Annotated in this window: 33 protein-coding genes; 19 read left to right on the forward strand and 14 right to left on the reverse strand. The window is 60.6% G+C overall.

The window, feature by feature from the left end:
• Positions 1 to 42: 42 nt before the first annotated feature.
• The 3 genes from GOX88_RS08830 to GOX88_RS08840 all read left to right on the forward strand — a co-directional run bounded on the left by GOX88_RS08830 (position 43) and on the right by GOX88_RS08840 (position 4,460).
• The gene (locus GOX88_RS08830) at positions 43 to 450 is read left to right on the forward strand and encodes a hypothetical protein (RefSeq protein WP_170400799.1); all 408 of its coding nucleotides are present in this window, start codon (positions 43 to 45) and stop codon (positions 448 to 450) included.
• 140 nt (positions 451 to 590) lie between these two features.
• Positions 591 to 4,046, forward strand: a complete 3,456-nt coding sequence (locus GOX88_RS08835) for an AAA family ATPase (RefSeq protein WP_170400800.1) — start codon at positions 591 to 593, stop codon at positions 4,044 to 4,046.
• 54 nt (positions 4,047 to 4,100) lie between these two features.
• Positions 4,101 to 4,460 carry a hypothetical protein gene (locus GOX88_RS08840; protein ID WP_170400801.1) on the forward strand — a complete coding sequence of 120 codons (360 nt, stop codon included), beginning with the start codon at positions 4,101 to 4,103 and terminating at the stop codon, positions 4,458 to 4,460.
• A gap of 215 nt (positions 4,461 to 4,675) precedes the next feature.
• Here GOX88_RS08840 and GOX88_RS08845 read toward each other — a convergent pair whose 3' ends face one another.
• Positions 4,676 to 5,860, reverse strand: coding sequence for an aminotransferase class I/II-fold pyridoxal phosphate-dependent enzyme (locus tag GOX88_RS08845; RefSeq protein ID WP_170400802.1), 1,185 nt, complete (start codon positions 5,858 to 5,860; stop codon positions 4,676 to 4,678).
• Positions 5,861 to 6,154: 294 nt separating this feature from the next.
• Here GOX88_RS08845 and GOX88_RS08850 point away from each other — a divergent pair, with 294 nt between their 5' ends.
• Positions 6,155 to 6,310, forward strand: coding sequence for a hypothetical protein (locus GOX88_RS08850; protein ID WP_170400803.1), 156 nt, complete (start codon positions 6,155 to 6,157; stop codon positions 6,308 to 6,310).
• Between the two features lie 64 nt (positions 6,311 to 6,374).
• Here the strand turns inward: GOX88_RS08850 and GOX88_RS08855 are convergent, their stop codons facing one another.
• Genes GOX88_RS08855 through cobD form a run of 3 tightly spaced genes read right to left on the reverse strand, consistent with a single transcriptional unit; the run spans position 6,375 to position 9,431 of the window.
• Positions 6,375 to 7,538 (reverse strand): lytic murein transglycosylase, encoded by a 1,164-nt coding sequence (locus GOX88_RS08855; RefSeq protein ID WP_170400804.1) that lies wholly within the window; start codon positions 7,536 to 7,538, stop codon positions 6,375 to 6,377.
• Between the two features lie 10 nt (positions 7,539 to 7,548).
• Positions 7,549 to 8,469 carry an adenosylcobinamide-phosphate synthase CbiB gene (gene cbiB, locus GOX88_RS08860; protein ID WP_170400805.1) on the reverse strand — a complete coding sequence of 307 codons (921 nt, stop codon included), beginning with the start codon at positions 8,467 to 8,469 and terminating at the stop codon, positions 7,549 to 7,551.
• Positions 8,466 to 9,431, reverse strand: coding sequence for a threonine-phosphate decarboxylase CobD (gene cobD / locus GOX88_RS08865; protein WP_170400806.1), 966 nt, complete (start codon positions 9,429 to 9,431; stop codon positions 8,466 to 8,468). The genes cbiB and cobD overlap by 4 nt, the downstream gene beginning before the upstream one ends.
• Before the next feature lie 183 nt (positions 9,432 to 9,614).
• Here cobD and GOX88_RS08870 point away from each other — a divergent pair, with 183 nt between their 5' ends.
• A complete protein-coding gene (locus GOX88_RS08870; RefSeq protein WP_170328338.1) occupies positions 9,615 to 9,977 on the forward strand; it encodes a response regulator transcription factor in 363 nt (120 codons plus the stop codon).
• On the opposite strand, the gene GOX88_RS08875 is transcribed toward GOX88_RS08870, so the two are convergent.
• Complete coding sequence (locus tag GOX88_RS08875) at positions 9,959 to 10,948, reverse strand: glutathione S-transferase family protein (protein ID WP_170400807.1); 990 nt, start codon at positions 10,946 to 10,948, stop codon at positions 9,959 to 9,961. The two genes, GOX88_RS08870 and GOX88_RS08875, sit on opposite strands and share 19 nt — an antisense overlap.
• 213 nt (positions 10,949 to 11,161) lie before the next feature.
• On the opposite strand from GOX88_RS08875, the gene GOX88_RS08880 reads away from it, so the two are divergent.
• Complete coding sequence (locus tag GOX88_RS08880) at positions 11,162 to 11,515, forward strand: hypothetical protein (protein ID WP_170400808.1); 354 nt, start codon at positions 11,162 to 11,164, stop codon at positions 11,513 to 11,515.
• 7 nt (positions 11,516 to 11,522) lie between these two features.
• Here GOX88_RS08880 and GOX88_RS08885 read toward each other — a convergent pair whose 3' ends face one another.
• Both GOX88_RS08885 and GOX88_RS08890 read right to left on the reverse strand, forming a co-directional pair.
• On the reverse strand, positions 11,523 to 12,050 hold the full coding sequence (locus tag GOX88_RS08885; RefSeq protein ID WP_170400809.1) for a L,D-transpeptidase family protein: 528 nt from the start codon (positions 12,048 to 12,050) through the stop codon (positions 11,523 to 11,525).
• Between the two features lie 4 nt (positions 12,051 to 12,054).
• Complete coding sequence (locus GOX88_RS08890) at positions 12,055 to 13,227, reverse strand: MalY/PatB family protein (RefSeq protein WP_170400810.1); 1,173 nt, start codon at positions 13,225 to 13,227, stop codon at positions 12,055 to 12,057.
• Between the two features lie 94 nt (positions 13,228 to 13,321).
• On the opposite strand from GOX88_RS08890, the gene def (GOX88_RS08895) reads away from it, so the two are divergent.
• The 6 genes from def (GOX88_RS08895) (at position 13,322) to speB (ending at position 16,613) form a co-directional block, all read left to right on the forward strand.
• The gene (def, locus tag GOX88_RS08895; RefSeq protein WP_170400959.1) at positions 13,322 to 13,840 is read left to right on the forward strand and encodes a peptide deformylase; all 519 of its coding nucleotides are present in this window, start codon (positions 13,322 to 13,324) and stop codon (positions 13,838 to 13,840) included.
• Positions 13,837 to 14,331 (forward strand): peptide deformylase, encoded by a 495-nt coding sequence (gene def / locus GOX88_RS08900; protein WP_170400811.1) that lies wholly within the window; start codon positions 13,837 to 13,839, stop codon positions 14,329 to 14,331. The genes def (GOX88_RS08895) and def (GOX88_RS08900) overlap by 4 nt, the downstream gene beginning before the upstream one ends.
• Positions 14,332 to 14,333: 2 nt before the next feature.
• Positions 14,334 to 15,248: a methionyl-tRNA formyltransferase gene (gene fmt / locus GOX88_RS08905; RefSeq protein WP_170400812.1), complete on the forward strand. Its 915-nt coding sequence runs from the start codon at positions 14,334 to 14,336 to the stop codon at positions 15,246 to 15,248.
• A 5-nt stretch (positions 15,249 to 15,253) separates the two neighbouring features.
• Complete coding sequence (locus GOX88_RS08910) at positions 15,254 to 15,490, forward strand: hypothetical protein (RefSeq protein ID WP_170400813.1); 237 nt, start codon at positions 15,254 to 15,256, stop codon at positions 15,488 to 15,490.
• 1 nt (position 15,491) lies between these two features.
• On the forward strand, positions 15,492 to 15,728 hold the full coding sequence (locus GOX88_RS08915) for a GlsB/YeaQ/YmgE family stress response membrane protein (protein ID WP_170400814.1): 237 nt from the start codon (positions 15,492 to 15,494) through the stop codon (positions 15,726 to 15,728).
• Between the two features lie 63 nt (positions 15,729 to 15,791).
• Entirely contained in the window at positions 15,792 to 16,613 is an 822-nt protein-coding gene (speB, locus tag GOX88_RS08920; protein WP_170400815.1) for an agmatinase, read from the forward strand.
• Between the two features lie 2 nt (positions 16,614 to 16,615).
• On the opposite strand, the gene GOX88_RS08925 is transcribed toward speB, so the two are convergent.
• From GOX88_RS08925 to GOX88_RS08955, 7 genes are all read right to left on the reverse strand, one after another.
• The gene (locus tag GOX88_RS08925) at positions 16,616 to 17,218 is read right to left on the reverse strand and encodes an alpha/beta hydrolase (protein WP_170400816.1); all 603 of its coding nucleotides are present in this window, start codon (positions 17,216 to 17,218) and stop codon (positions 16,616 to 16,618) included.
• Between the two features lie 18 nt (positions 17,219 to 17,236).
• Positions 17,237 to 17,860 carry a trimeric intracellular cation channel family protein gene (locus GOX88_RS08930; protein WP_170400817.1) on the reverse strand — a complete coding sequence of 208 codons (624 nt, stop codon included), beginning with the start codon at positions 17,858 to 17,860 and terminating at the stop codon, positions 17,237 to 17,239.
• Positions 17,857 to 18,324 carry a ribonuclease HI gene (gene rnhA, locus GOX88_RS08935; protein WP_170400818.1) on the reverse strand — a complete coding sequence of 156 codons (468 nt, stop codon included), beginning with the start codon at positions 18,322 to 18,324 and terminating at the stop codon, positions 17,857 to 17,859. The genes GOX88_RS08930 and rnhA overlap by 4 nt, the downstream gene beginning before the upstream one ends.
• On the reverse strand, positions 18,317 to 18,901 hold the full coding sequence (locus GOX88_RS08940) for a class I SAM-dependent DNA methyltransferase (RefSeq protein WP_170400819.1): 585 nt from the start codon (positions 18,899 to 18,901) through the stop codon (positions 18,317 to 18,319). The genes rnhA and GOX88_RS08940 overlap by 8 nt, the downstream gene beginning before the upstream one ends.
• Complete coding sequence (locus tag GOX88_RS08945) at positions 18,898 to 19,350, reverse strand: DUF3429 domain-containing protein (protein ID WP_170400820.1); 453 nt, start codon at positions 19,348 to 19,350, stop codon at positions 18,898 to 18,900. Before GOX88_RS08945 ends, GOX88_RS08940 begins: the two co-directional genes overlap by 4 nt.
• A complete protein-coding gene (ispH, locus tag GOX88_RS08950; RefSeq protein WP_170400821.1) occupies positions 19,347 to 20,297 on the reverse strand; it encodes a 4-hydroxy-3-methylbut-2-enyl diphosphate reductase in 951 nt (316 codons plus the stop codon). Before ispH ends, GOX88_RS08945 begins: the two co-directional genes overlap by 4 nt.
• Before the next feature lie 196 nt (positions 20,298 to 20,493).
• Complete coding sequence (locus tag GOX88_RS08955; RefSeq protein WP_058283597.1) at positions 20,494 to 21,069, reverse strand: LabA-like NYN domain-containing protein; 576 nt, start codon at positions 21,067 to 21,069, stop codon at positions 20,494 to 20,496.
• A gap of 140 nt (positions 21,070 to 21,209) precedes the next feature.
• On the opposite strand from GOX88_RS08955, the gene folK reads away from it, so the two are divergent.
• The 7 genes from folK to acpS all read left to right on the forward strand — a co-directional run bounded on the left by folK (position 21,210) and on the right by acpS (position 26,729).
• Entirely contained in the window at positions 21,210 to 21,779 is a 570-nt protein-coding gene (gene folK / locus GOX88_RS08960) for a 2-amino-4-hydroxy-6-hydroxymethyldihydropteridine diphosphokinase (protein WP_170400822.1), read from the forward strand.
• A gap of 94 nt (positions 21,780 to 21,873) precedes the next feature.
• Positions 21,874 to 22,227, forward strand: a complete 354-nt coding sequence (gene rpoZ, locus GOX88_RS08965) for a DNA-directed RNA polymerase subunit omega (RefSeq protein ID WP_170328321.1) — start codon at positions 21,874 to 21,876, stop codon at positions 22,225 to 22,227.
• Between the two features lie 26 nt (positions 22,228 to 22,253).
• The gene (locus GOX88_RS08970; protein ID WP_170400823.1) at positions 22,254 to 24,386 is read left to right on the forward strand and encodes a RelA/SpoT family protein; all 2,133 of its coding nucleotides are present in this window, start codon (positions 22,254 to 22,256) and stop codon (positions 24,384 to 24,386) included.
• 16 nt (positions 24,387 to 24,402) lie between these two features.
• Positions 24,403 to 25,101, forward strand: a complete 699-nt coding sequence (locus GOX88_RS08975) for a DUF2062 domain-containing protein (RefSeq protein ID WP_170400824.1) — start codon at positions 24,403 to 24,405, stop codon at positions 25,099 to 25,101.
• Positions 25,094 to 25,840 (forward strand): pyridoxine 5'-phosphate synthase, encoded by a 747-nt coding sequence (locus GOX88_RS08980; protein ID WP_170400825.1) that lies wholly within the window; start codon positions 25,094 to 25,096, stop codon positions 25,838 to 25,840. Before GOX88_RS08975 ends, GOX88_RS08980 begins: the two co-directional genes overlap by 8 nt.
• Entirely contained in the window at positions 25,840 to 26,313 is a 474-nt protein-coding gene (locus tag GOX88_RS08985; RefSeq protein ID WP_170400826.1) for a hypothetical protein, read from the forward strand. Before GOX88_RS08980 ends, GOX88_RS08985 begins: the two co-directional genes overlap by 1 nt.
• Entirely contained in the window at positions 26,310 to 26,729 is a 420-nt protein-coding gene (gene acpS / locus GOX88_RS08990; RefSeq protein ID WP_170400827.1) for a holo-ACP synthase, read from the forward strand. Before GOX88_RS08985 ends, acpS begins: the two co-directional genes overlap by 4 nt.
• The last annotated feature ends 4 nt before the right edge of the window (positions 26,730 to 26,733 follow it).

Raw genomic sequence — 26,733 nt, forward strand, 5'->3', positions numbered from 1 at the left:
CTGGAAAGGTTCTGTTAACCATATTGCGGCAAAGCTGGACGCATGATCCGGTATCTTTCCCTCCTCGTGCTGGCCGCTTGTTCGGCCGGCACGTCTTACTTTCGCGACGTACCGGCCACCCGCATAGCAGTGAACGGCAGCGTGTTTGACGTGCGCGTGCGCGGGGAGTTGGCCGAGGCGGTGCGGGTCGACACCCAATACGCCCCGCGTCTGGGTCCGATCCGCGATCGGGCCGGGTTGGCCATGGCGCAGGTCTCGGGCTGTCCGATTCTGGATGTATTGGGGGATGCGGCGGTGACCGTGGGTGTGCTGGGCTGCGACCGTGATGCCGGGGAGCGCTTGCTGCTGACGGCTGTGTCGACCCCGAATTACGAATGCGTCGATTACGGCATCTATGAAAACATCGGCAACGGAAACGGCTATCAGGTATTTGAGTGCACGCCCTACTGAGATACGCGTATTCCTGCGCATTTCGGCAAGATATTGTGGATAAGTCGGGTTGATATCCCATATCCTGCGCAACTCCGTTGACTCATCCCCAATCCCTTGCGCAGACTTCAAAGACGTAGGAATCATGGGACCCGCCGCCTTTGCGCTTTAGCAAACTCAAACTCACCGGCTTCAAAAGCTTTGTCGATCCGACCGATCTGATCATCGCGGATGGGTTGACCGGTGTGGTGGGGCCGAACGGTTGCGGCAAGTCTAACCTTCTGGAAGCGTTGCGCTGGGTGATGGGCGAAAACCGTCCCAAATCCATGCGGGGCGGTGCGATGGAAGATGTGATCTTTGCCGGGGCGGCGACACGCCCCGCCCGCAACTTTGCCGAGGTTGTCCTGACCATGGACAACTCGGAACGGCTGGCACCGTCTGGGTTCAACGACAGCGATCAGCTGGAGATTGTACGTCGGATCACGCGGGATGTTGGCAGTGCCTACAAAACCAACGGCAAGGATGTGCGTGCGCGCGATGTACAGATGCTGTTCGCCGATGCTTCAACCGGGGCGCATTCGCCTGCGCTGGTGGGGCAGAACCGCATTGCCGAGCTGATCAACGCAAAGCCGCGCGCCCGTCGCCGTATTCTGGAAGAGGCCGCCGGCATCTCGGGCCTGTATCAGCGCCGCCATGAGGCCGAGCTGAAGCTGAAGGGGACCGAGTCCAACCTGACCCGCGTCGACGACGTGCTGGAGCAGTTGGGCGGACAATTGGCGCAGCTTGCGCGTCAGGCCCGTCAGGCCGCGCGGTATCGTGAGATCGGGGAACAGCTGCGCCAGGCCGAAGGCATGTTGCTGTACCGCCGTTGGAAAGAGGCCGACATGGCCCGCCAGCAGGCTGAGGAAAAGCTGCGCGAGCGCATCACCGAGGCGTCCCGCGCCGAGGCTGAGGCCCGCGCGGCAGCAACAAAACGCGCCGAGATCGAAGAAACCCTGCCGCCTCTGCGCGAGGAAGAGGCTATTGCCGCCGCCGTCCTGCAACGCCAGCAGGTACAGCGCGATCAACTCTCGGATCAGGAAACCCGCGCCCGCCAGACCATTGAAACGCTGACCAATCGGATTCAGCAACTGGGCAATGACATCGAACGCGAGGCAGGTCTGAACCGCGACGCGGGCCAGATGATCGAACGTCTGGAGTGGGAGGCCCGTGAGTTGGCCAAGGCTGCCGAGGGACATGACGACAAGGTCGCTGAGGCCGCTGAGATTGCCCGTGAGGCCGCCGCGGTGTTGCAGGACCGTGAAGATCATCTTTCGCAGCAAACCGAGGATATGGCGCGGTTGGTGGCCCGTCACCAGTCGGCGCAGCGTCTGGTCGAGGACAGCCGCAAAACGCTGGCCCGGTCCGAGACTGAAGAGGAAAAGGCACGTGCTGCCGTGGATGAAGCGCGCGGTGCTCTGACCCGTGCCAGCGAGGCGTTCGAGGCCGCGCAAGAGGGTGAGGAAGAGGCCCGCGAAGCCGCCGAAGCCGCCGAAGAGGCGCTGGCTGCTGCGGACGAGTTGCGCAACGACACTCAGGCGCGTGAGGCCGAGGCCCGCGCGCAAAGGTCCGAGGCCGAAGGTGAACTGGGTGCGATCCGCGCCGAAACCACCGCTCTGGCCAAACTGGTCGAGCGTGACACGGCTGAGGGCGGGCAGGTGCTGGACCTGCTGCGCGTGGAGCCGGGCTATGAAAAGGCTTTGGGCGCGGCTCTGGCCGATGATCTACGCGCACCACTGGTCGAAGGGGATGGCCCCTCGGGTTGGGTGCAGGTTGCTGGTTACGACGCGGATCAGCCGTTGCCGGACGGGGTTGAACCGCTGGCATTGCATGTTTCGGGACCGGATCGGCTCAGTCGCCGGATTGCGCAGATTGGCTTGGTCGATGCGGATCAGGGCGCGCGTTTGCAGGCGTCATTACAACCCGGACAGCGGCTGGTGTCGCGCTCGGGTGACCTGTGGCGCTGGGACGGTTTCCGCGCTTGGGCCGAGGATGCGCCCAGTGCAGCGGCCCTGCGTCTGGAACAACTCAACAAGCTGGAAGCGCTGAAACAGGAACTGGCCCGGACCGAGGCGCAGGCCGATGGTGCCCGCGCCGCGCATGAGGCGCTGTCGCAGCAACTGGCGGATGTGACCGAAGCTGACCGCCGCGCGCGTGAGGCCCGCCGTGCCGCCGATCAGCGCATGGCCGAAACTGCGCGTCAACTCAGCCGCGCCGAGGCGGACCGCAATCTGGCGCAAGGCAAGCTTGAGACCCTGACCCTTGCCGTCGACCGCCACAAGGAAGACGCCATGTCCGCCCGTGCGCAACTGCGCGAGGCCGAAGGGGCGCTGAACGAGCTGGGTGACCTCGACAGCGCCCGCGCGCAGGTTGAGGACATCAAGCAGACGGTCGAGGCCGCGCGGATCACCATGCTGACCCACCGCTCGACCCACGATGAGCTGCGCCGCGAGGGCGAAGCCCGCACCCGCCGCTCGCAAGAGGTGACCAAGGACCTCAGCGGCTGGAAACACCGTCTGGAGACGGCTGAGAAACGGATTTCCGAACTGGCGGAACGCAAGGAAAGCTCGGAAGAAGAACTGTCCGAAGCCATGGCGGCCCCTACGGAAATCGCCGAGGCACGGGAAGAGCTGAACGAGTTGATCGAAGCCGCCGAAGCCCGCCGCGCCGAGGCCGCGGACAAACTGGCCGAAGCCGAAACCCAACAGCGCGAGGTCGTGCTGGCCGAGCGGGATGCGGAACGTCTGGCCTCGGAAGCTCGCGAAACTCGGGCCGCGGCTGAAGCGCGGTGTGATGCGGCTAAGGAAAGCGTCACCGCTGCGGCCGAGCGCATCGCCGAGGATCAGCAGCTGACGCCGAACCAGTTGCTGAACCAGTTGGATGTAAACCCCGACCAGATGCCTGCTGCGGATGCCCTTGAGGCCGAAGTGAATCGCCACAAGCGTCAGCGCGATGCGATGGGGGCCGTGAACCTGCGGGCGGAAGAGGACAGCAAAGAGGTTCAGGAAGAGTTTGACACGCTGAACACCGAAAAGGCCGATCTGGAAGAGGCGATCAAGGCCTTGCGCAGCGGCATCGCCAGCCTCAACCGCGAAGGGCGCGAACGTCTGCTGACCGCATTCGAACAGGTGAACTCGAACTTCGCGATGCTGTTCAAGCACCTGTTTGGCGGTGGCGAGGCCAATCTGGTCATGGTCGAAAGCGATGACCCGCTGGATGCTGGGCTTGAGATCATGTGCCAGCCGCCGGGCAAGAAGCTCTCGACCCTCAGCCTGTTGTCAGGCGGCGAACAGACCTTGACCGCGACGGCGCTGATCTTTGGCGTCTTCCTCGCCAACCCGGCCCCGATCTGCGTGCTGGACGAGGTCGACGCGCCGCTGGACGATGCCAACGTGACCCGGTTCTGCGACCTGCTGGACGAGATGTGCCGCCAGACCGATACGCGGTTCCTGATCATCACCCACCACGCGGTAACGATGGCACGGATGGATCGGCTGTTCGGCGTGACCATGCAGGAGCAGGGCGTCAGTCAACTGGTCTCGGTCGACCTGAAAAAAGCCGAGCAGATGGTCGCCTGACCACTCACTGCAACGTTATGACGACCTTGCGGCCCCACAGGGTAAGCTGGCTGCATGACCCGATTTCTGATCCTTGCTCTGTTGACCGCCAGCCCGGTCATCGCCGCCGAATGGCCCACAAAACCCGGAGACGTTCCCCTGTCCGCCGAGGAACTGAATGCCCTGGCAGGCCAGACGTTCACCTTCTACGATGACGGTCAGGCCGCTTTCTTGGCCGGAGGCGCCTATTCCTATACCTATTCCGCAGCCAATGGCGGGGGTACGGCCTATGGTTCTTATCGTATCGCTGAAGACGGCAGCGTCTGCATCGCCTATCGCAACGGCTTTAGCCGGTGTGATTTGTATGTGCGCAGTGGTGAGCGGCTGATCCTGATTGACGAGAAAGGGGACCGCTATCCGGTGCGGCCGGAGTAAATCGGAAGCGCACCGATAATCGTTTCCTCTAATGGCAGCTATGCGGACCCTTGCCGACATTCGCCGCGCCTGCAATGTGTTGGGCAAGGCAAGGGGTAACCGGCCGCTAAGCTGCCATTCGCTGTCGTCGCATAGTCGAGCGTTCACATCGGCAGCTCTGCACGACAAGGCCGCCATTTAGTGGTAACGCCAAAAACTCGATCTAACGCAGGTGCTTATACCTGCATTTTGTTCGCTGCTGCCTGAAATGCGGGCATTGCGTTTTCTATCATTTCGTCAGTAGCGGTAAGGCAAACACGAAAATCCGTTGGGCGGTCGAAGACTGTTCCGGGCATCACGTAGACGCCACTCTTTCGAAGATATTCAGCAAAGGCATCGCTTTCGCCGCCGGGGGCCCGCCCCCATAAATAGAAGGTGCCTTCCGGTCTTGTCATGTTGTATCCCCACTGACTCAAAGCACCAAGCATTCGTTCGCGACGGCGGGCCAGCGCGGCAACGTCGATTGATACGTTTTCGAGGTCCTGCAGCGCATAGATTAACGGAGCATCTGGAACGTTCCATCCATCCGCCATCTGTACGGCAAACCGCAGCGCCCGAAGCTCTTCTCGCTCTGCTGCAGGTAGGGTTGGAGAAATCGCAAGGTAACCAAGGCGTAGCCCGGGTGCGAGGAGAATTTTCCCGTAAGAGTAGTCGATCAGCGTGTGCGGATAGACAGCAGCCGGTGTCGTAAATCCAATGCTGTCGAACCGAATGCGGCGATAAGGTTCGTCAGACAATATCCAAATTCGATGACCGATCTCAGCTGACTTGGCCTCGAGCAGGTCGGCGAGCTGTTGCAGATCCGAACGCGAGTATATACGACCTGTCGGATTGTGCGGCGTATTGACAACCACGATCTTGGTGCGCGGGGTAATGGCACTGGCAATGGCTTCCAAGTCGAGGTCAAAATTGTCTGGGTCCAGAGGCACCTGTACCTCTTTGGCGTCGGCAGCGGCCAGCATTGGCCCATAGCAGAACCAGCCCGGTAATGGCACGATGCATTCGTCACCGGGTTCAAGAAGCATGGTGAAACACATCTTGATCGCCCCAAAAGCACCTTTAGTCAGCGCAATATCTTCGGCCTCGAAAGGTAGACCTAACTCTTCAGATAACGCGTCCGCCAGAAACGCACACGGGTCTGCTTCATTGGTTTTGTATGCGAACCAGTCCACACTCTGAGGTTCGGCGTGTGTCTTAAGCGCATCGATGAGATTGGGCAAAGGCATTTCATGTGGGTTGCCAAATGTGAAGTCAGCGACTGCAGGCGTTTCTCTCACCGCTGCATGGTAGGATGTAAAGAAGGATTCGACTTTCCGGATTGATCGCGCGGCTGCGCTCGCGCGTCGGGCAATTACAGTCATGGAATTCTCCCTACTACGGTTTCGGCTGTACTAGCCCAGCAGGAACTGCGTAGTGCCGAACAAATTAGGGGTACCAGACCTACAGCTATTTTGCAGCATTTTTCACCATTTGGCTGGCGCAACGCAGACGCTCATGTCGTGGGAATATTCCCATTTTTGCCTCGGTGCCGGCATCTACACAAAGAACTACCGCAGTGTTTCCGGGCGAAACCCTAACATTCTGAAGTCAGCCAAGGGAAAACTGTCGGGTTGAAGATCGTGTTCACCAAATCCAAAAAAGCCAGGGGTTTAATTATGAAACTCACTATGGACGCCCATTGGGAAGCCATACTTAGTGATCAATTTGGGCTGGATGCAGACGCTGGTTTGAAGCAGGCGAAACTACGCTTTTTGCGCGTCTTGTGCGTTCGTCAATCAAACCCTGAAGGTCTGCAATGCCAGCAAACCTGACGACTGCAAGCGCAGCGGTCAAATAGACCTGAAAAGGCACGCAGGGCTCAGAGCAGACACAGCCTCACAACCGGCCCAACAACTCCACCGTTGGCCACGCATCCGCAGGCAGGCCCAACCGCACCTGTTCCGCCTGCACCGCAGCCCGCGTTCCGGCCCCCAGAATGCCGTCGACCTTACCCACATCATGCCCACGCGCCTGCAGCTTGGTCTGCAACTGCTTCATCTGCGCGCCCGATAGCCCTTGTGCCGGGGTGCCCGCGTTGTAAACCTGTGCGCCTTCAAGACGTGTGCCGAAATAGGCGGCGGTCAGGACGTAGACAAAGCTCTGGTTCCATTCGAAATAGACGTCGAAATTGGGATAGGCCAGGAAGGCAGGCCCGTTGTGCCCCTGCGGCAGGATCAGCGAGGCGGGCAGGTTGGCCAGCGACCCGTTGCGGGCCTGCACGCCCATCGCTTGCCATTCCGACACCGGACGCGGTTTGCCGGGGCCGGACAGTGACCAGTCCATCTGCGCGGGCACCGTGACCTCTTGCAGCCAGGGCTGGCCCGGTTGCCAGCCCAGATGCGACAGCATCTTGGCGCCCGACATCAGGGCATCCGGGGCCGAGGTTTTCAGCGAAACCTTACCATCACCATCCGCATCCACACCGTTTTCGATAATGTCACGCGGCAGCATCTGCACCATGCCGATCTCTCCGGCCCAGGCGCCGGTGGTGCGGGCGGGGTCGAAATTGCCCTGTTGGTACAGCTCGATCGCGGCGAACACCTGCGGGCGGAACAAATCCGGGCGGCGGCAGTCATGGGCCAGCGTCACCAGCGCGTTGCGGGTGTTGAAATCGCCCTGAAACGCGCCGTAGTCGGTCTCGAACGCCCAGAACGCCAGAAGCACCCCGCGCGAGACGCCGTATTCGGCCTCGATTCGGTTGAAAACCGCGTCGTATTTGCGCGACATGGCCTGCCCGCGTTCGATCCGGTTTTGCGAGATCAGGTGGCGGGAAAAGTCGATGAACGGTTTCTGGAATACGCCCTGCGCGCGATCGGCTTTCAATACCGCGCCGTCCTGCTGTACGCCTTTGAAGAACGCGTTGACAGTGGATTTGTCGAACCCCTGCTGGACGGCCTCGCCTTTCAAACCCTTGACGAAGGCATTGAACCCACCGCCGCATTGGGCCAGAGCGGGTGAGGCGAACAGGGCGGCGGCAACAAGGCCAGAGAGAAAGCGCATGGTGGCTCCGTCAGAGAATAAAGTTGAGCCCAACCCACACCGACATGAGGCCGAGCGCAAGCCCCCAGACCTTCCACAGCATATCAGATGCGCGGAAAACCTCCGGCGCGCCGATTTCGCGCGGAGCATTGCCGTTAACCCAGGCCAGATCGCGGATCTGCCCGTCATAGCTGCGCGGGCCGGCAAGGGCGACGTTCAGGGCGCGGGCCATCGCGGCTTCGGGCCATCCGGCATTGGGTGAGATATGGCGGCGTGCATCCGCCACCATGTCTGGCCAGCGCTTCCATTGGCCGGTCAATGCCACGATCATCATGCAAGTCAGGCGGGCCGGAATGAGGTTCAGCACATCGTCCAGGCGGGCGGCAGCCCAGCCAAAGTCGCGGTATTTTTCGGTGCGGTAGCCGATCATGCTGTCGGCGGTGTTGACCGCCTTATAGATCAGCAGGCCCGGCAGACCGGCGACCAGAAACCAGAGGGCGGGTGCAATGACCCCGTCGCTGAGGTTCTCTGCGGCACTTTCTATCGCGGATCGTGCAACCTGAGCCTCGGTCATGTTGCGCGTGTCGCGTGAGACGATCATGGCAACCTTCGCGCGCCCTTCGGTTAGCGAGGCGCGCAGTCCGTCGGCTACATCCCGCACATGGGTCACCAGTGATTTCTGGGCCAGCAGTATGGCGCAGATGATGATCTCTGCCACCGGTCCCAGTAGGGCAAGCAGCCGCCCGAGGATCAGCGCACCGCAAACCAGCAAGACCACCACTGCGACCCCTTTCAGCCGCCGCCGCGACCCTTGGTTCAGGTGCTGGTCCAGCCAGCCGATGAGGTTTCCCATCATAACAGCCGGGTGTTTCACCCGCGACCACAGCCACTCCGGCTCACCCAAGGCGGCGTCCAGGCACATGGCGCAGACCAGCAGGAAGGCCGTGCTCACAACGCGGCCTCCAGCCTGTCCCAGCCATCTGCAGGGGGCAGGCCCAGGCGCAGGAAGGTTCTGGAGTAGGGGAAGATGCGGCTCCAGATATGGGCTTGGGCCAGACGGTCCTGCCAGTCGGCAGCGCTGTCAACTTCGTACAGGCGGAACAGGGTGGTGCCGCCCACAAGGGTCGCGCCTTTGGCGGTCACCAGATCGTCCAGTCGGGCGGTTTCGGCGGCCAGCCGGTTGCGCGTTGCATCGGCCCATTCGACGTCTTGCAGCGCGCGCGTTCCGATCCTCAGGGCGGGGCCAGATACAGCCCAGGGACCGGTCAGATCGTTCAGCCGGGCGATCAGGTCGGGCTGGCCGATGGCAAAACCCAGCCGTAGCCCCGCCAAACCCCAGAATTTTCCGAAACTCTTCAGCACGACCACGCCGGGCCGCGCGGCCAGATGGATCAGCGACGCCTCGGGGGTGACATCGCAAAAGCTCTCGTCGATCACTGTCAGGGGTGCGTTAGCGTCTGTCTCTGTCCAGATCCGCCCGTCGGGATTGTTGGGGTGCACGATGACGCGGGCCTCGGCCTGGGTGTCGGGCTGTATGGACCAGCCCTGCGCAGCAAAGGCGGCAGCGTGTTCGTTGTAGGTGGGTGTCGTGATCTGAACCCGGCCCCGAGGTGCCAACGCAGGAATGCGTGCAATCACGGCCGAGGCACCGGGTGCGGGCAGGATCGCGGCCCCTTCCGGGACGGACCAGAACTGGCGCGCGGCTTCAGTCAGGTGCTCGAACGCGCCGTGATCGGGCAATTCGGCCCAGTCCGATGGGCTCAGGCCCGAGACCTCATATGGGTGCGGATTGATACCGGTGGACAAGTCCATCCAATCCGCGCGGACTCCGCCATAGCGGGCGACGGCTCCGTCCAGCCCGCCGCCATGGTCACGCGCGGCGCGTGGGTTCAAGTTATCGTTGTCGCTTGCCATGGAGTTTCTCGCCGGAATCGCTTGTTTCGGCCTGCTTCAAGCGGATTTTTGCCATTTACACAAGCAAATCCGCCCGTTCGGAGCCTCCAGCTGATGCTGTTAACACTTTGTTAAGGAATAAGCGGGATCACGAATTACGGGGGACGGCACCAGACACTCTATCATGTGCCGAGGTTGTTGCGAATGAATGTTTTGATTGTTGAGAGTAACCCCGACCTTGGTCGGGTCTGGAAAAGGCATCTTGAACGGCACGGCGCCGAGGTGACGCTGGTGCCGGGGCAAGAGGCTGCGATTCTTGCGCTCTATGGCCAGGATTTTGATATCATCGTATTGGATCTGGTGTTGGAAACCGGCAGTGCGTTGGCAGTAGCGGATTTCGCCAGCTACCGCCGCCCTGAGGCGCGGGTGATCTTTGTCACCAACACCACCTTTTTCTCGGACGGGTCGATTTTTGCCCACAGCCCCAACGCTTGCGCCTATGTGCAAAGCGCAACGCCGCCAGAGGATCTGGCGGCGATGGTCGAGCATTATGCGGCGGGCCGCTGATCGCGCCCGTGGGGTTCCAGATAGTCTAGGACGGGGTTCACCGGGATGATCCGGTTTGGATTTATCGTGTCGTGGCTGAAGTGATAGTGGCGCACGATGTGGTTCATGTTCACGGTCCCGGCGACGCCCGGCCACTGATACAGTTCGCGGGTATAGGCCCATAGGTTCGGGTAATCGACCAGCCGTCGACGGTTGCACTTGAAGTGCAGGTGGTAGACCGGGTCAAACCGGATCAGGGTGGTGAACAGGCGCCAGTCGGCCTCGGTCATGCGGTCACCCATCAGGTAGCGGTTCCGGGACAGGCGGTCGTCGAGCCAGTCCAGTGTGTCGAACAGCGGGGCTACGGCCGCGTCATAAGCCTGTTGGGTGGTGGCAAAACCCGCCTTATAGACGCCGTTATTGACGTCGGAATAGATGCGCGCGTTGACCACTTCGATTTCATCTTGTATCGCGTCGGGCCAGTAATCGTCGGTATTGCCGGTGATCCCGTCAAAGGCCGAGTTGAACATGCGGATGATTTCCGAGCTTTCGTTGGAAACGATGGTCTCTTGCAGCTTGTCCCACAGGATCGGAACGGTGACACGACCCGTGTAGGAGGGGTCGGCCTTGGTATAGATCTGGTGTGCGAAATCGAAACCGTAGAGCGTATCGCCGGTTGCACCGTGGTCGTCCATTTCAAAGGTCCACCCCTTGTCCAGCATATCCGGATGCACAACAGAGACCGAGATCAGGTCACTCAGCCCTTTCAGTTCGCGGAAGATCAGCGTGCGGTGTGCCCATGGGCAGGCGTGGCTGACATAGAGGTGATAGCGGTTGGGTTCTGCCTTGAAACCGCCCTTGCCGGAAGGACCTGCGCTGCCATCGGCGGTCAGCCAGTTGCGGAACTGCGCGGCGCTTCGTTTGAAGGCACCGCCGGTGGATTTGGTGTCATACCAGGTGTCTTGCCATTTGCCGTCGACCAACAGGCCCATTGCGCATCCTCCGCTTGTGCGTTTCCGCAAACATAGGGTTTTGAACGGGGCCTTCCCACATCAGGTGCCGCGCATTGAGTCTGCATCGGCGCACAGCCCGGATTGAGATTTCCGCGCAACAGATTGAAATCGCGCCGCGCTATGTGGCCGTCTTCACTGGATTTTTACAGTCAGTGCCGCACAATGGAGTCCGTTTTCCGGGGGTAATTTATTATGACAACCTATGTTTCTAAGGAGATGAGCGCCGAATTGGATGCGGCGCGAATCGCAGGATTAAAGAAAACCAGCCGTCTTCGTGTGGAATTCGGCGACAATACCTTTAAAATTCTCAGATTGTGGAAAGATGGTTTCACGGTTGAGGCCGAAACCACGCCGCAATTGCGCGGACTGGTCGATATCTATGATGGTGCGCATCACCTGTACCAATGCCTGATCATCGCGGATGACGAGGAAGCGGGCGAGATGCGTTACGAGTTCAAGCGCAGCACCGCAGCCGCCGACAAGGCGCCGCTGGACTTCTACCGCGCGCCGGATGCACCGATTGCGCTGTTGGGGTATGAGGACTAGGCGGCGACTAGGGGCGGATTTCCACCACTGTGCCTGTGGGCGTCAGGCTCCAAAGCCGTGCCATTTCAGCGTTCGACAGAGCGATGCAACCCGCAGTCCAATCGCCGGGTAGGGTCAGGCCTGTAACGCCGTTCGGCTGTCCGTGGATGAAGATATCTCCGCCCGGGTCAATGCCGTGATTTTGGGCGCGGTCAATATCTTCGGGCAAAGGATAGTTGATCCCAAGTGAGAGGTGAAAAGCGCTCTGCGGATTGCGCCGGTCGATCCGAAAGATCCCAACCGGAGTCTTGCCGTCACCTTCCTGCTGTTTATCGCCTTCGGGTTGGAACCCCAGTGCGACATCCGCCTGCATGACAATCGCCCCGTCCAGGGATGCGGTCAGTCGGCGGGCGGATTTCTCGATCAGGATATGATCGATTTGTGTGGCCTCGGGTGCCATGGGCGGCGCGGGTGGGCGTGGGCCGAACCGATGCCAGCCAAACCACGCCGCGCCGATCAGACAGATCAGAAGGACGACACGCGCAACCCGTCGCATGAATCTATTGCAAATCGCCAAACGCGTGTTTCAGGCGGGCGCAGGCCTCTTCCACCCTTGCGCGTTGGGTGGCAAGGTTGAACCGCTCGAAATTCTCTCCACCCGGGCCGAAGCCGGGGCCGGAGGAGGTGGCGATCTTGGCGTCTTCGCGCAGGCGGCGGACGAACTCGTCGTGGTTCATGCCGGTGCCCGAGAAATCGACCCAGGCCAGATAGGTTGCCTGCAGCGGCATCGACCACAGGCCAGGGATTTCGGCGATGGTCGCGTCGAACAGTTTGCGGTTGCTGTCCAGATGGGCGATCTGTTCATCCACCCAAGCCGCGCCTGCCGGAGAATAGGCGGCGGTGATCATGGCGACACCCAACGCGCTGGGCGCATAATCCAGCGTGTGCAGCCGATAGCGCATGGCGGCGCGCAGCTCGGGGTCGGGGATGATCATGTTGCCGGTGCGCTGACCGGCAATGTTGAACGTCTTGGACGCCGCCGTCAGCGTCACCGTCCACGGTCGCGCATCGGGTGCGGCCACATCCATCGGCACAAACTTGTGACCGGGATAGACCAGATCGTGGTGAATCTCGTCCGAGACCAGAATTAACCCGTTCCGCTCGGCAAACGCCGCCACTGCGCGCAGTTCGTCCGGCGTCCAGACCCGGCCCGAAGGGTTCTGCGGCGAGCACCACAGCAACATCTTTTCCGACCCGTCCAGCCGAGACTGTGCGTCCTCCAGATCGACGCCATAGCTTTCGCCGTCACGGACCAGCGGGCATTCGACCACGCGGCGGCCGGTTTTGTTCACCTTGTAGGCGAACTCATGGTAGACGGGCGTAAAGATCACCACCCCGTCACCTGGTTCGGTCCAGACATCCAGGCACAGGGCGATCGCGTTACCCAATCCCTGCGAGGTCAACGCCCAATCGGTGTCGATCTCCCAATCGTGGCGGTTCTTCATCCACCACTGGACCGAGGCCAGATAATCAGGGTGTGTCCAGGAATAGCCAAATACCCCGTGATCGGCCGCTTCGCGCACCGCCTCGATCACGCAAGGTGCGGTGGCATAGTCGGAATCTGCCGTCCACATGGCCAACCCGTCCTGCGGCGACACGCCGTACAGGTCTTCCATCTTGTCCCATTTTGAACTGTTGGTTCCGCGGCGGTCGGTCAGGTCGTTGAAAGTCATGTCTGCTCCGTCTGTTGGGTGGAAAGCTAGCCACAATTCCGGCAGGCGCAAGGGGGGCGTTGCGGCGGGGGGCGGGATGGCCTACATCAAGCCCATGAAACGCAATATCCTGATCCATCCCGACCCCCGTCTGAAAAAGGTCTGCACCCCTGTGGCCGACCTGTCGGACGAGCTGCGAAAACTGGCCGACGACATGCTTGAGACGATGTATGACGCCCCTGGCATCGGGCTGGCGGCTCCGCAGATCGGCGTGCTGGAGCGCCTGATCGTGATGGACTGCATCAAGGAAGAAGGCGAGGCGCCGCGCCCGTTGGTCATGTTCAACCCCGAGGTCATTGCGTCCTCGGAGGAAACCAATGTCTATGAGGAAGGCTGCCTGTCCATCCCCGAGCAATTCGCAGAAGTGACCCGGCCCAAAGTGGTCGACGTTGCGTGGATGGATCGCGATGGCAACTTGAAGCAGGAAACCTTTGACGGGCTTTGGGCCACCTGCGTGCAGCATGAAATCGACCACCTGAACGGCAAGCTGTTCATTGACTATCTCAAGCCGTTGAAACGCCAGATGATCACGCGCAAGATGCAGAAACTGAAACGCGAACAGGCCCGCGCATGACCGTTCGCACCTGCCTGCCGTGGCCAGACAAACGGCTGCGGACCAGGGCCGAGGATGTGGCTGAGATCACCGACGAAATCCGCGCCATCTGGGACGACATGATCGACACGATGGAGGCGATGCCCGGTGTTGGCCTCGCAGGCCCGCAGATCGGGGTGATGCTGCGGCTGGCGGTCGTGGATGGCTCAACCGAGCGTGGCAAGGCGGTGCGGTTGGCGAATCCTGAAATCCTGCACAGCTCGATCGAACTGCGCGAGCATGAAGAGGCCAGCCCGAACCTGCCCGGCGTTTCTGCCAAGGTGAAACGCCCGCGTGCGGTGACCGTGAAATTCCTGAACGAACAGGGCATGATCGACCGTCGCGATTTCGTGGGGATCGAAGCCACCAGCGTGCAGCACCAGATCGACCATCTGAACGGCCGGATGTATTTCGACCAGCTCAGTAAGGTGAAACGTGACATGCTGCTGCGCAAAGCCAAGAAACAGGGGTGACCATGCGCGTTGTTTTCATGGGAACTCCCGAGTTTTCGGTTCCGGTGCTGGACGCGCTGGTTGAGGCCGGGCACGAGATTATCGCCGTCTATTGCCAGCCTCCGCGCCCGGCGGGGCGGGGCAAGAAAGACCGCCCGACGCCCGTTCATGCGCGGGCCGAGGCGCTGGGTCTTACGGTTCGCCACCCCGTTTCTCTGAAATCCCCTGAGGAGCAGGCCGCGTTTGCCGATCTGAACGCCGATGTGGCGGTGGTTGTGGCCTATGGTTTGCTGCTGCCGCGACCCATTCTGGATGCGCCGAAGAATGGGTGTTTGAACATCCACGCCAGCCTGCTGCCGCGCTGGCGCGGGGCTGCGCCGATCCATCGGGCGATCATGGCGGGGGATGCGCAGACCGGTATCTGCATCATGCAGATGGAGGCCGGGCTGGACACCGGCCCCGTCCTGCTGCGGCAGGCCACCGATATCGGGTCGCAGGAAACCACGGCGCAACTGCATGACCGGCTTGCGCCCATGGGGGCCGGTCTGATCGTCGAGGCATTGGGCCGTCTACCCGAACTGACGCCCGAACCGCAGCCCATAGACGGCGTGACCTATGCTGCGAAAATCGACAAGGCCGAGGCGCGGGTCGATTGGTCCCGCCCGGCGGTTGAAGTTGATCGCCAGATCCGCGGCCTGTCACCCTTTCCCGGTGCCTGGACCGAGATTGCGGGCGACCGGGTCAAGCTGCTGGCCTCGACATTGGCTGACGGGCAGGGCACGCCCGGAGAGGTTCTGAACGACACACTCCGCATTGCTTGTGGCGAAGGGGCGATTGACCTGTTGCGCCTGCAGCGGGCAGGAAAGGGCGCACAGGATACGGAAACCTTCCTGCGGGGCTGGCCGGTCGTGGCCGGGACCCGCTTGAATTCGGAGTAAGCCAGATGTTCATGGTCCTGATGGGCACCGTCGTGATTGCCGGAATCGTGGGGTATCTGTCCGAAAAAACCGGGTTCACCCACAACGGCTATCTGCCCTCGATCATAATTTGCGTCGGCGGTGCCTTCCTGTTCTATTTTGTCCGCATCATGTTTGGCATCAGCTTTGGCCCGCCGGGTCTGGATGCTGTTCTATCGTCCATCGGCGCGCTGATCATCGTGCCGACGCATTGGAGGAAATAACGTGCCCGTCATTGCCCTGATCGTCATTGGTGCCGCCGCCGGGTTTCTGGCCACCCGCCTGATGCGGATCGAGGCAGACATCCCCACGACCATGCTGATCGGCATCGTGGGTGCTCTGGTCGGTGGTTTTTTGTTGCGGGCCTTGATCGCAGTGGCCGGCTGGCTGTCGGGCTTTGTGGGTGCCGTGATGGGCGCGCTTTTGGTGATCTGGATCTGGCAGACATACCTGCGGCGCTAAGCGCTTGACCTTCGGGCGGTTTCCCAGCCAGATCGCCGTAACGCTCAACCCGAAAGAATTGCCATGTCATTTGATCTGAACACCGGTGACGTTGCCCTGATGGGGGTGCCGCTGGATTTGCACTCTTCGTTTTTGCAGGGACCTGCCTTTGCGCCGGGCCGCATCCGTGAGGCGATACATTCCGGGGCGGCCAACCTGACCGCCGAGGATGGCACCGATCTGGGTGCAACCGACCGGTTCAAGGACACCGGCGATCTCGATGTCTTCGAGATGATGGGGCAGGAACCCATCGACCGGATCGAAGCCGGGGCCGCTGCCCGCATCCAAACCGGTGCGCGGCTATTGTCGCTGGGCGGCGATCACTCGGTGGCCTATCCGCTGATCAAGGCCCATGCCGAGCGGTATGAGGGGCTGAACATTCTGCATATCGACTCGCATCCCGACTTGTATGACAGCCAGCAGATCGGCCCACTGGGCCACGGCTGCCCCTTCGCACGAGTGATGGAGACCTGCCAGATCAACCGATTGGTTCAGGTCGGCATCCGCACCATGAACAAGCACCAGCAGGAGCAGGCCGACAAGTTCGGGGTCGAGGTGATCGACATGCAGAGCTGGCGTCCCGATCTTGAGATCAGCTTTGACGGCCCGGTCTACCTGTCGCTTGATCTGGATGCGCTGGACCCGGCCTTTGCGCCGGGCGTGTCGCATCATGAACCCGGCGGGCTGAGCACGCGGGAGGTGATCAACCTGATCCATCGGTTCAAAGGGCAACTGGTCGGCGCGGATATTGTCGAACTGAACCCGCATCGCGACCCTTACGGGATGACCGCGATGGTTGCGGCCAAATTCGTCAAAGAAATTGGCGCGCGACTGTTGTCAAACTGACGCTAGCGTTCGTCGCAGATAGCGGGTGATCCGAGACGCGGTGCCCTGCCAGAGGTCAGGTCGTACAGATCGGCCTCGGCGGCGGTCATCCAGTGCATCCCTTCTGCGGGTGCGGCGTCTAAAGTGTACCAATAAAACGCGTCGTCAACGCCGATGTCTTCGTAATAGTCGAGATAGCGGTCGTGCTCTGGGTCGTCTTCGGGGATTTCGGTGGCGACGATGTTCCAGCCGCCCCAGCTGTGGACGCCAACACAGGCCCCGGTTTCCAGAACACGTCGGTTGCCCGCCAGAAACAGGTCTGTTCCGCCCGAGGCGACCATCCCATCCGAGGGCACAACCGTGTCAAACCCCTGCTCACGCACGACGCGCGAGAAGATGACGTTGGCATCGTCATCCACTGACCCTTCGATGTATTGCAGGACAAGGGTTTTGATCTGTGGGTTCTGCCGGGTGACCTCCTCAAACTCGGTCAACGTTGTGTGGTCGATGGTGCCGACAACGACAATCTCATCCCCTTGCGCTTCGAACCGGACTGGCTCGTAGTATTCGGCGCAGGCGCTCAAAAGCGCGAAACCAGTTGCGGCGAGAAATGGCGAACTCTTCATTGCGGGACCTGGCCTTTCTCAGTTGCGTGGCGGTCGGCTTTTATAGACGGGCAGTTGCCAGCCAAACAGCAGCGAACCTGCCCGCAAGGCCCAGCAGATCAGCGCACAGGCGCCAAGGGCGACAAACTCTTCAAATCCCAGCCGGTTTGCAACCACGGCGGTCAGTGCCCCTGTAAATGCGCAGGAGACATAAAGCTCACCCTGTTTCAGGACCAGTGGCACCTCGTTGCAGACAACGTCGCGCATCAACCCGCCCAGACAGCCAGTGGAAATGCCCATCAGCACGACAATCACGCCCGGTTGGTCCAGCGACAGCGCGGCACCCGTACCGGCGGCCACCGCAACGGACAATGCGAAACTATCCAGCCAGATCAGCCAGTTATAGCGGCTTTCGACCAGGTGGGCGGTAAAAAACACCAGCACCGCTGCGGCGACGGCGATGAGGATATAGTCAGGCTGCCCAACCCAGAAGATCGGATCTCGGTTCAGCAGCAAATCCCGCACCGTGCCGCCGCCCACCGCCGTCAGGCAGGCGATAAAGGCAAACCCCACCAGATCCAGCTGCGCCCGGCTGGCCACCAAAGCTCCGGTCAGGGCAAATACCAGAACCGAGGCATAGTCCAGCAGGGCCAGCCCGCTCACGATTGCGCCTTTTTCGGCTTGAAAGGGGCCATGCCCGCGCGGGCCAGCTCATCGGCTTTTTCGTTCTCGGGGTGACCGGCGTGACCCTTGACCCATTCCCATGTGACATCATGACGGATCTGCGCCTCATCCAGCCGCTGCCACAGGTCGACATTCTTGACCGGTTTCTTGTTCGAGGTTTTCCAGCCGTTCCGCTTCCACCCGAAAATCCACCCAGTGACGCCGTTTTTCACATAGGCGCTGTCGGTGACGACGGTGATTTTTGACGCCCGCTCCAGCGTTTCCAGCGCGCTGATCGCGGCCAGCAGTTCCATGCGGTTGTTGGTGGTCTCGGCCTCGCCACCCTTCAGCTCACGCTCTTTCAGGACTTTGTCGCCGTCGACCGCGCGCAACAGCACGCCCCAGCCGCCTGGGCCGGGATTGCCGGAACAGGCACCGTCGGTATAGGCAAACAGCTCAGGCATGGGCCAGCACCAGAATGAACCCGTCATAAGACCCGGCCAGACCCGTACCCATGCCGGTGGTGATGCGGTCGATGGTGAAACCAACCTGCTCCAGCGCTTCTTCGATCTCGGTCTGCGAGAAATAGGTGTAGTAGCGATCCAGATCGTCGCGATGTTCACCGGTGCCCAGTTTCAGGCCGAGGAAAAATACACCCTCGGGTTTCAGCGCCCGGTGGATCGCCGCCAGATGGCGGGGGAAATCGGCGCGGGGGGCGTGCAGCAGAGAAAAGCTGGCGTAAATGCCGTCATACTCGGCTTCTTCGGTAACATCGTCAAACGTGCCCAGATGGGCATCGACGCCGTTTTCCCGCGCGTGCTCGACAAAGGCGGGGGTTGCGTCCAGCGCCCGAACAGTCAGGCCCTCGCGCATGAAAAATCCACTGTCTGATCCGGGGCCTGCGCCCAGATCCAGAATGTGACCCGAGCCCACGGCCTCGGCAAAGGCCATGCGGGCTTCGATCTGTTCCGGGGGCAGGGGGATCTGAAGATAGTCTGCCACGCGGGTCGCATAGGCGTTGATGGTTCTTTTGTCGGTCACAGGTAAACTCCCACGGCCAGGCAGGCCAGTACGATGGCGGTCAGCGTCACGCGCAGCCGCAACCACCAGGTTGGGGTCAGGCGCCAATAGGCGAAGAGGGCGTCCAGAATCAGTACCCCGGCAAACCCGTACATCAAATTGGTGCCAGTGCTGACCGGGCCGCCGCCGGTTTTGAAGAATGCCCACAGCGCGGGCAAAACCGATAGCATATAGCAGGTCGCCGCCTTGCTGCCCGAGGTCTTGGTGGCGAACCCCCATAAGACCCCCGACATGAAGCTGAGGATCACCGAACCGTAAAACAGCTGTACATACGGCCCCACAAAGCGCGATCCAAAAGTATGCGTTCCCCAGGTATGCAGGTCATCGCTCAGGTAAGTCAGCGCCCCCCAGATAAACGGGATCAGCCCTGCCAGCCCCAGGATTAGCGGGGCCCTTGGAATGCCCCTCATGCGGGTTGCCTCAGGACGCGAGGGACCTTGAACTCGACGTTCTCGACGGCGGTTTCGACCAGTTCGACGGTCACGTCGAAATGATCCCGGAATGCGTCGATCACTTCGTTGACCAGCACTTCGGGGGCCGATGCGCCCGCGGTGATGGCCACAGACGAGATACCCTGAAGTGCGCGCCAGTCGATATCGGTCGCGCGTTGAACCAGTTGCGCATAGGTGCACCCGGCGCGCGAGGCGACCTCGACCAAACGGCGTGAGTTTGACGAGTTCGGCGCGCCGACTACCAGCAGAGCATCCGATTTCGGGGCCACGGCTTTCACAGCCTCTTGCCGGTTGGTGGTGGCGTAGCAGATGTCTTCCTTGTGGGGGCCGACGATGGCCGGAAAACGCGCCTCGAGCGCGGCAACGATATCCTTGGTGTCGTCCACCGACAGGGTGGTCTGGGTGACATAGGCCAGCTTGTCCGGATTGCGCACCTGTACGGTGTCTACATCTTCGACGGTTTCGACCAGCAGAACCTCACCATCCGGCAACTGCCCCATGGTGCCAACCGTTTCGGGATGGCCCTTGTGGCCGATCATGATCATCTGTAGCCCGGCTTCGGCGTGGCGCTGGGCCTCGACATGCACCTTCGACACCAGCGGGCAGGTGGCGTCGACATAGATCATCTCGCGCTGCGCAGCCGTGGCGGGCACGGATTTCGGAACACCATGGGCTGAAAAAATCACTGGGCGGTCATCGGGGCATTCGTCCAGTTCCTCGACAAACACGGCACCCTGCGCGCGCAACCCGTCGACGACGAATTTGTTGTGCACGATCTCATGGCGCACATAGACGGGGGCACCCCATTTCTGCAGCGCCATTTCGACGATCTTGATCGCCCGGTCCACACCGGCGCAAAAGCCACGTGGGGCGGCAAGGTAAAGGGTCAGGGGGGGCTTGGTCATGTCGCGGTCTCCATAGGCCACAGGTAAGTCTTTTCCCGGCCCTGGTCCAGACGCCAACTTGTCATTTGCCTGACATGAATCGGTGCTAGCCAGAAGGCGTTTTCAGCACCTGTTCTTAGTTAAAAAAAGCGCGGTCAGGTTTTCAAACCCTGACCGCGCCTGTTTCTTTCCCCCGGTTTGGTGTGTGGCCGGGGTTTTACTGACCGCCGGCAGCCGCAACGCTGCGCGGCTCCATCGGCATTTCACGCGGAGGCCGCCCGATCACGTCGCGCAGGTCTTCCAGTTCGATGAAATTGTCTGCCTGACGGCGCAGCTCGTCCGAGATCATCGGAGGCTGGCTGCGAATGGTCGAGACGACCGACACGCGCACGCCCTGACGTTGCAGGCTGGCAATCAGCGGGCGGAAATCCCCATCGCCCGAGAACAGCACAATATGATCGACGCGCGGCGCCAGTTCCATGGCATCGACAGTCAGTTCGATGTCCATGTTTCCTTTGACTTTCCGACGCCCCATGCTGTCGGTGTATTCTTTTGCCGGTTTCGTCACCATGGTGAAGCCGTTGTAATGCAGCCAGTCAACCAATGGACGGATCGGCGAATACTCGTCATTTTCGAGAAGCGCTGTGTAGTAGAAAGCACGAAGCATCTTGCCGCGGCGCATGAACTCCTGGCGCAGCAATTTGTAGTCGATGTCAAATCCCAGTGCTTTTGCGGCCGCATAAAGATTCGAGCCGTCGATGAACAGCGCTAGCCGTTCGTCTTTATAAAACATAAATAGTTCCTTCCGGTACAAACCAGCGACACCGGGTGTTAGGTGAGTGAGCTAGATAAAATGCGGCGCGCTGATACGTCTATAATTAGGGCATTTGATGTGTATCGCAAGCATGCAATTCGCCGGATATAGGGAGTCTTATGAGCATTTTTTCGTCTAAAGCGGTGATTGCACTGGGTGGAAATCTCAGTTTGAGAGAATCAGGACCCAAGGTGACACTTAAAAAGGGAATTGACGCGATTTTGCGTCATGGGGTGGTGATTCGCGCCGTCAGTCGCTTTTTCGAGACCCCGTGCTTCCCGCCCGGCGCAGGGCCCGACTATGTGAATGCAGCCGCCCTGATCGAGACGGACAAAACCCCGGAAGAGCTGCTGCAAGTGCTGCATGAGGTCGAGCATGAATTCGGTCGCGAACGGGTGCAGCGCTGGGGGATGCGCACTCTGGATCTGGATCTGGTCTGCTATGATGACCGGATTCTGCCGGACCGCACCGTATATGATCAATGGCTTGCCCTGCCGCCCGAGGCGCAGACGCAGCAGGTTCCGGATCAGTTGATATTGCCGCATCCGCGCATGCAGGATCGCGCGTTTGTGCTGGTTCCGATGGCGGATGTGGCCCCCGACTGGCGCCATCCGGTGCTGGGGCGGACTGTCACCGAGATGCTGGATGACCTGCCCGCCGAGGACGTTGCGGCGGTGACCCCTCTGTGAATGATGCATTTGCGGTATTTCTTGCTTGTCAAGGCGGGGATTCGCGCTTAGATAAACGTCTTCCTGACATGGATTCAGTAACGGAGAGCGCCCCATGGCCCGCGTGACGGTTGAAGATTGCGTAGACAAGGTTCCGAACCGGTTCGAACTGGTGATGCTTGCCGCCCATCGTGCGCGCGAGATTTCTGCCGGTGCGTCGATCACCGTCGACCGTGACAACGACAAGAACCCCGTCGTGTCGCTGCGCGAGATCGCGGACGAAACCCAGAGCGCCGACGAACTGCGCGAACGCCTGATCGAGGCCAATCAGACCCAGATCGAGGTCGATGAACCCGAAGAAGATCAGATGGCTCTGCTGATGGGTGCGGAATCGGACAAACCGGCCGAGGACGATATGTCGGAAGAGAAGCTGCTGCGCGCTCTGATGGAGGCTCAAGGCCAGGGGTAACTCCCAAAAACGAAGGTGCGGACCGGATGATTTCTGCTGACGACCTGATTGCGCTGGTCCGCAACTACAACCCAAAAACCAATGCTGATCGCATCGCCCGGGCCTATGACTTCGGGCAAGAGATGCATGAAGGGCAGTTCCGCCATTCCGGTGAGCCCTATTTTACCCATCCCGTTGCCGTTGCCGCCATCCTGACTGAACAGCGTCTGGATGATGCGACTATCATCACGGCGCTGTTGCACGACACGATCGAAGACACCAAGGCTAACTACGGCAAGGTGTCCGAGCTGTTCGGCGATGAGGTCGCCAAGCTCGTCGATGGCGTCACCAAGCTGACCAACCTGCAGCTTTCCAGCCGTGAGACCAAGCAGGCCGAGAACTTCCGCAAGCTGTTCATGGCCATGTCCAAGGACTTGCGTGTCATTCTGGTCAAGCTCGCCGACCGTCTGCACAACATGCGCACGATCAAGGCGATGCGCCCCGAAAAGCAGATCGTCAAAGCGCGTGAAACCATGGACATTTACGCACCGCTGGCAGGGCGGATGGGGATGCAGTGGATGCGCGAGGAACTGGAAGACCTCGCCTTCCGCGTTCTAAACCCCGAAGGCCGTCAGTCGATCATCCGCCGCTTTATCACTCTGCAACGCGAAACCGGCGACGTGATCCATCGCATCACCGGCGACATGCGGCACGAGCTGGAAAAGGCAGGGATCGAGGCCGAGGTGTTCGGTCGCGCCAAGAAACCCTATTCGATCTGGCGCAAGATGCAGGAAAAGGATCAGGGCTTTTCGCGACTGTCCGATATCTATGGTTTCCGCATCATCACCCAGACCGAGGAAGACTGTTACCGGACGTTGGGCGCAATCCACCAGCGTTGGCGCGCGGTGCCGGGACGGTTCAAGGATTATATCAGTCAGCCGAAATCGAACGGGTATCGCTCGATTCACACCACGGTGTCGGGGCGTGACGGCAAACGGGTCGAGGTTCAGATCCGCACCCGCCAGATGCATGATGTCGCCGAAACAGGCGTTGCGGCGCATTGGTCCTATCGCGATGGCGTGCGCTCGGAAAACCCGTTTGCAGTCGATCCGGCCAAATGGATTGCCAACCTGACCGAACAGTTCGACAGCGAGGATGATCACGAAGATTTCCTCGAGGCTGTAAAGCTCGAGATGTACTCGGACCAGGTGTTCTGCTTCACGCCCAAGGGCGATGTGGTCAAGTTGCCCCGTGGTGCAACGCCGATTGACTTTGCCTATGCCATCCATACCCGTATTGGCCACGCCTGTGTGGGGGCCAAGGTTGATGGTATCCGCGTGCCGCTGTGGACCCGGATCAAGAACGGGCAGTCGGTGGATATCATCACTGCTGACGGCCAGACCCCTCAGGTCACATGGCTTGAGATCGCGGTGACCGGCAAGGCGCGTACCGCCATCCGCCGCGCCCTGCGCGAGGTGGATCGCGAGCGATTCATCAAGCTGGGCAAGGAACTGGCGCGGTCCGGGTTCGATCACGTGGGTCGCAAGGCCACCGACAAGGCCCTGGACACTGCGGCGAAACACCTGCGTCTGAAGGATCGGCACGAACTGCTGGCCCGTCTCGGCAGCGCCGAGCTGACGGCGCATGATGTGGTCAGCGCGGTCTATCCGGAACTGACGCAGGACGAGGGCGACGCCATCTCGCCGCGCCGCGCGGTGATTGGTCTGGAGCCGGGGCAGAAATTTGATCGCGCGCCCTGTTGCCAGCCGCTGCCGGGTGAACGCATCGTTGGGATCACCTTTCGCGGCAAGGGCGTGGTTGTTCACGCCATCGACTGTGACCGCCTGTCCGAATACGAAAGCGAACCCGATCGCTGGGTCGATCTGCACTGGCATTCGGGCACGCACCCGGCCGTCTATGGTGTGACGCTGGATCTGACCATCGGCAATGACGCTGGGGTACTGGGGCGTATTTGCACATTGATCGGCGAGAAAAAGGCCAATATCTCGAACTTGGAATTCGTTGATCGCAAACCGGATTTTTACCGTCTGCTGATCAGTGTCGAACTGCGCGACCTTGAACAGCTGCATTCGCTGATGCTGATGCTTGAGGCCGAAAGCGACGTTGCCGCGGTCGAACGGCACCGGGACAGGGAAAAAACCGCGGTAGCGGTTGGCTGAGAAGGGGTGATCAGGAGTGGTTTTCAAGCGCCGAGACCGACGCTCACCCATTCGGATCGCTTCGGAGTTTGTCTATCCGCGCGGTGGCTGGACTCGCGCCTTTCACTACGTCAAGCACCGCATCCGGCGCCTGCCGGATTCACCTGAACGCATCGCGCGTGGCGTCGGCGCGGGCGTGTTCACCGCGTTCACGCCGTTTTATGGACTTCACTTCGTTATCGCGGCCATTATCAGCCGCCTGATCAACGGCAACCTGCTGGCGTCGCTCAGCGGTACTTTTTTCGGCAACCCGCTGACCTATGTGCCCATCGCCGTTGTCTGCCTGCAAACCGGAAACTACCTGCTGGGTGACGATTTCGACGAAGGCGAAACCCATGGTCTGATGGATAGCTTTTCCAAAGCGCTGAGCGATCTGAAGAACAACTTCCTGGCGATGTTCACGGACCGCGTTGCCGATTGGCGGGGCCTTGCCGTGTTTTACGATGAGGTGTTCTTTCCCTATCTTATCGGAGGCATCTTTCCGGGGCTTCTGGCGGGGTTCATCTGCTATTACCTCAGCCTGCCGGTGGTTCGGACCTATCAGCAGCGCCGTCGCGCCCGGATCAAAGCAAAATTCGATGAAATCAAACGGCTGGCGGAATCCAAGGTGGCCGTTCCGGTTGCTCCTCCTGTAGGCTCGGACCGGAAATCGAAAAAGGAAACAAGCGATGTCTGACAACCACCTGCGTTTAGGGGTGAATATCGATCACGTGGCCACTGTGCGCAACGCCCGTGGCGGCGCTTATCCGGACCCGCTACGTGCCGCCAAACTGGCCGAAGAAGCCGGGGCCGACGGCATCACCGCCCATCTGCGCGAAGACCGCCGCCATATCTCGGACGCAGATATCGATGGTCTGATGGGGGTTCTGTCGGTACCGCTGAACTTTGAAATGGCCGCCACACCCGAGATGCAGAAGATCGCTCTGCGTCACAAACCGCACGCGGTCTGCATCGTGCCCGAAAAGCGCGAAGAACGAACCACCGAAGGCGGGCTTGAGGTCGCGCGCGAGGAAAACAAGCTCGCCCACTACATCGCGCCGCTGCGCGAGGCGGGCTGCCGCGTATCCATCTTCATCGCCGCCGATCCAAGCCAGATCGAGGCCGCCCACCGTATCGGTGCCGAGGTGATCGAACTGCACACCGGTGCCTATTGCGACGCCCATGCCGAAGGCCGCATGGACGCGGCCTCGCGCGAGCTTGAAAGCTTGCGTGACATGTCCGCCTTTGCTCACTCACTGGGTCTTGAGGTTCACGCGGGCCATGGCCTGACCTATGACACGGTGAAACCCATTGCAGCCTTCCCTGAGGTGCGTGAACTGAATATAGGCCACTTTCTGATCGGAGAGTCGATCTTTCGCGGCCTTACCCCCGCCATTGCCGAGATGCGCCGGCTGATGGATGAGGCGCGGGTATAATGGCTCGAGAGGTTCCCGCTCCCACCACAGAAGCCAAGGTAAGGCTTGACCACGTCACTTACGTGGGTCTTGTCTTTGCGGTTCTGGTGGTCTTTTCCATCATCAGGCGCGTGTTTGAATTTGACCTGCCTTTCTCGCTATTGCCAATGAGTTTCGCACTTGTGGCGGCGGCGTTCCTATACGGGGTGTGGGCCGGTCGGAGTGGCAAGCACTGCGACCCGTCATTCAAAAGCTGGGTCGTTGCCAGAAAAATGGTGCTGACCGGGCTTTGTATCGTTCTGGCGCTTTTCCTGTTCCAGGTTTTCGTGCTGGGTCTTTGGACGCTGATGGCTGACGGAACGGCGCTGATCCAATACGTCGTCCAGATTGTTGTTGTCGGTTTCGTCTCATTCGTTCTGTGCCGGTTTGCCTTCATGCTTGGCGTCAAAAAGGGCTTTGCGATGTTCCTGAAGAAAAAGAACCGCAGCGCATGATACTGGGCATCGGTACGGATCTTGCGAATATCGATCGCATTCAGGGTACGCTCGACCGCTTCGGCGATCGGTTCCGAAATCGCGTATTTACTGACATAGAACAACGCAAGGCCGAACGCCGTGCCGATACGGCGGGAACCTATGCCAAACGTTGGGCCGCGAAAGAAGCGTGTTCCAAGGCGCTGGGCACCGGTCTGCGCATGGGCATCGCGTGGAAGGATATGGCGGTCACCAACCTGCGCACCGGTCAGCCGGTCATGCACGTCACCGGCTGGGCCGCCGAGCGCCTGAAAGAGATGACGCCCGAAGGGCATGAGGCGATCATCCATGTCACTCTGACGGACGACCATCCTTGGGCGCAGGCCTTCGTGGTGATCGAGGCGCGACCGCTGCAAGATCAGGGCGCGCAGCCTTGACTTG

The organism is Ruegeria arenilitoris, assembly GCF_013030985.1.
GTDB lineage: Bacteria > Pseudomonadota > Alphaproteobacteria > Rhodobacterales > Rhodobacteraceae > Ruegeria > Ruegeria arenilitoris_B.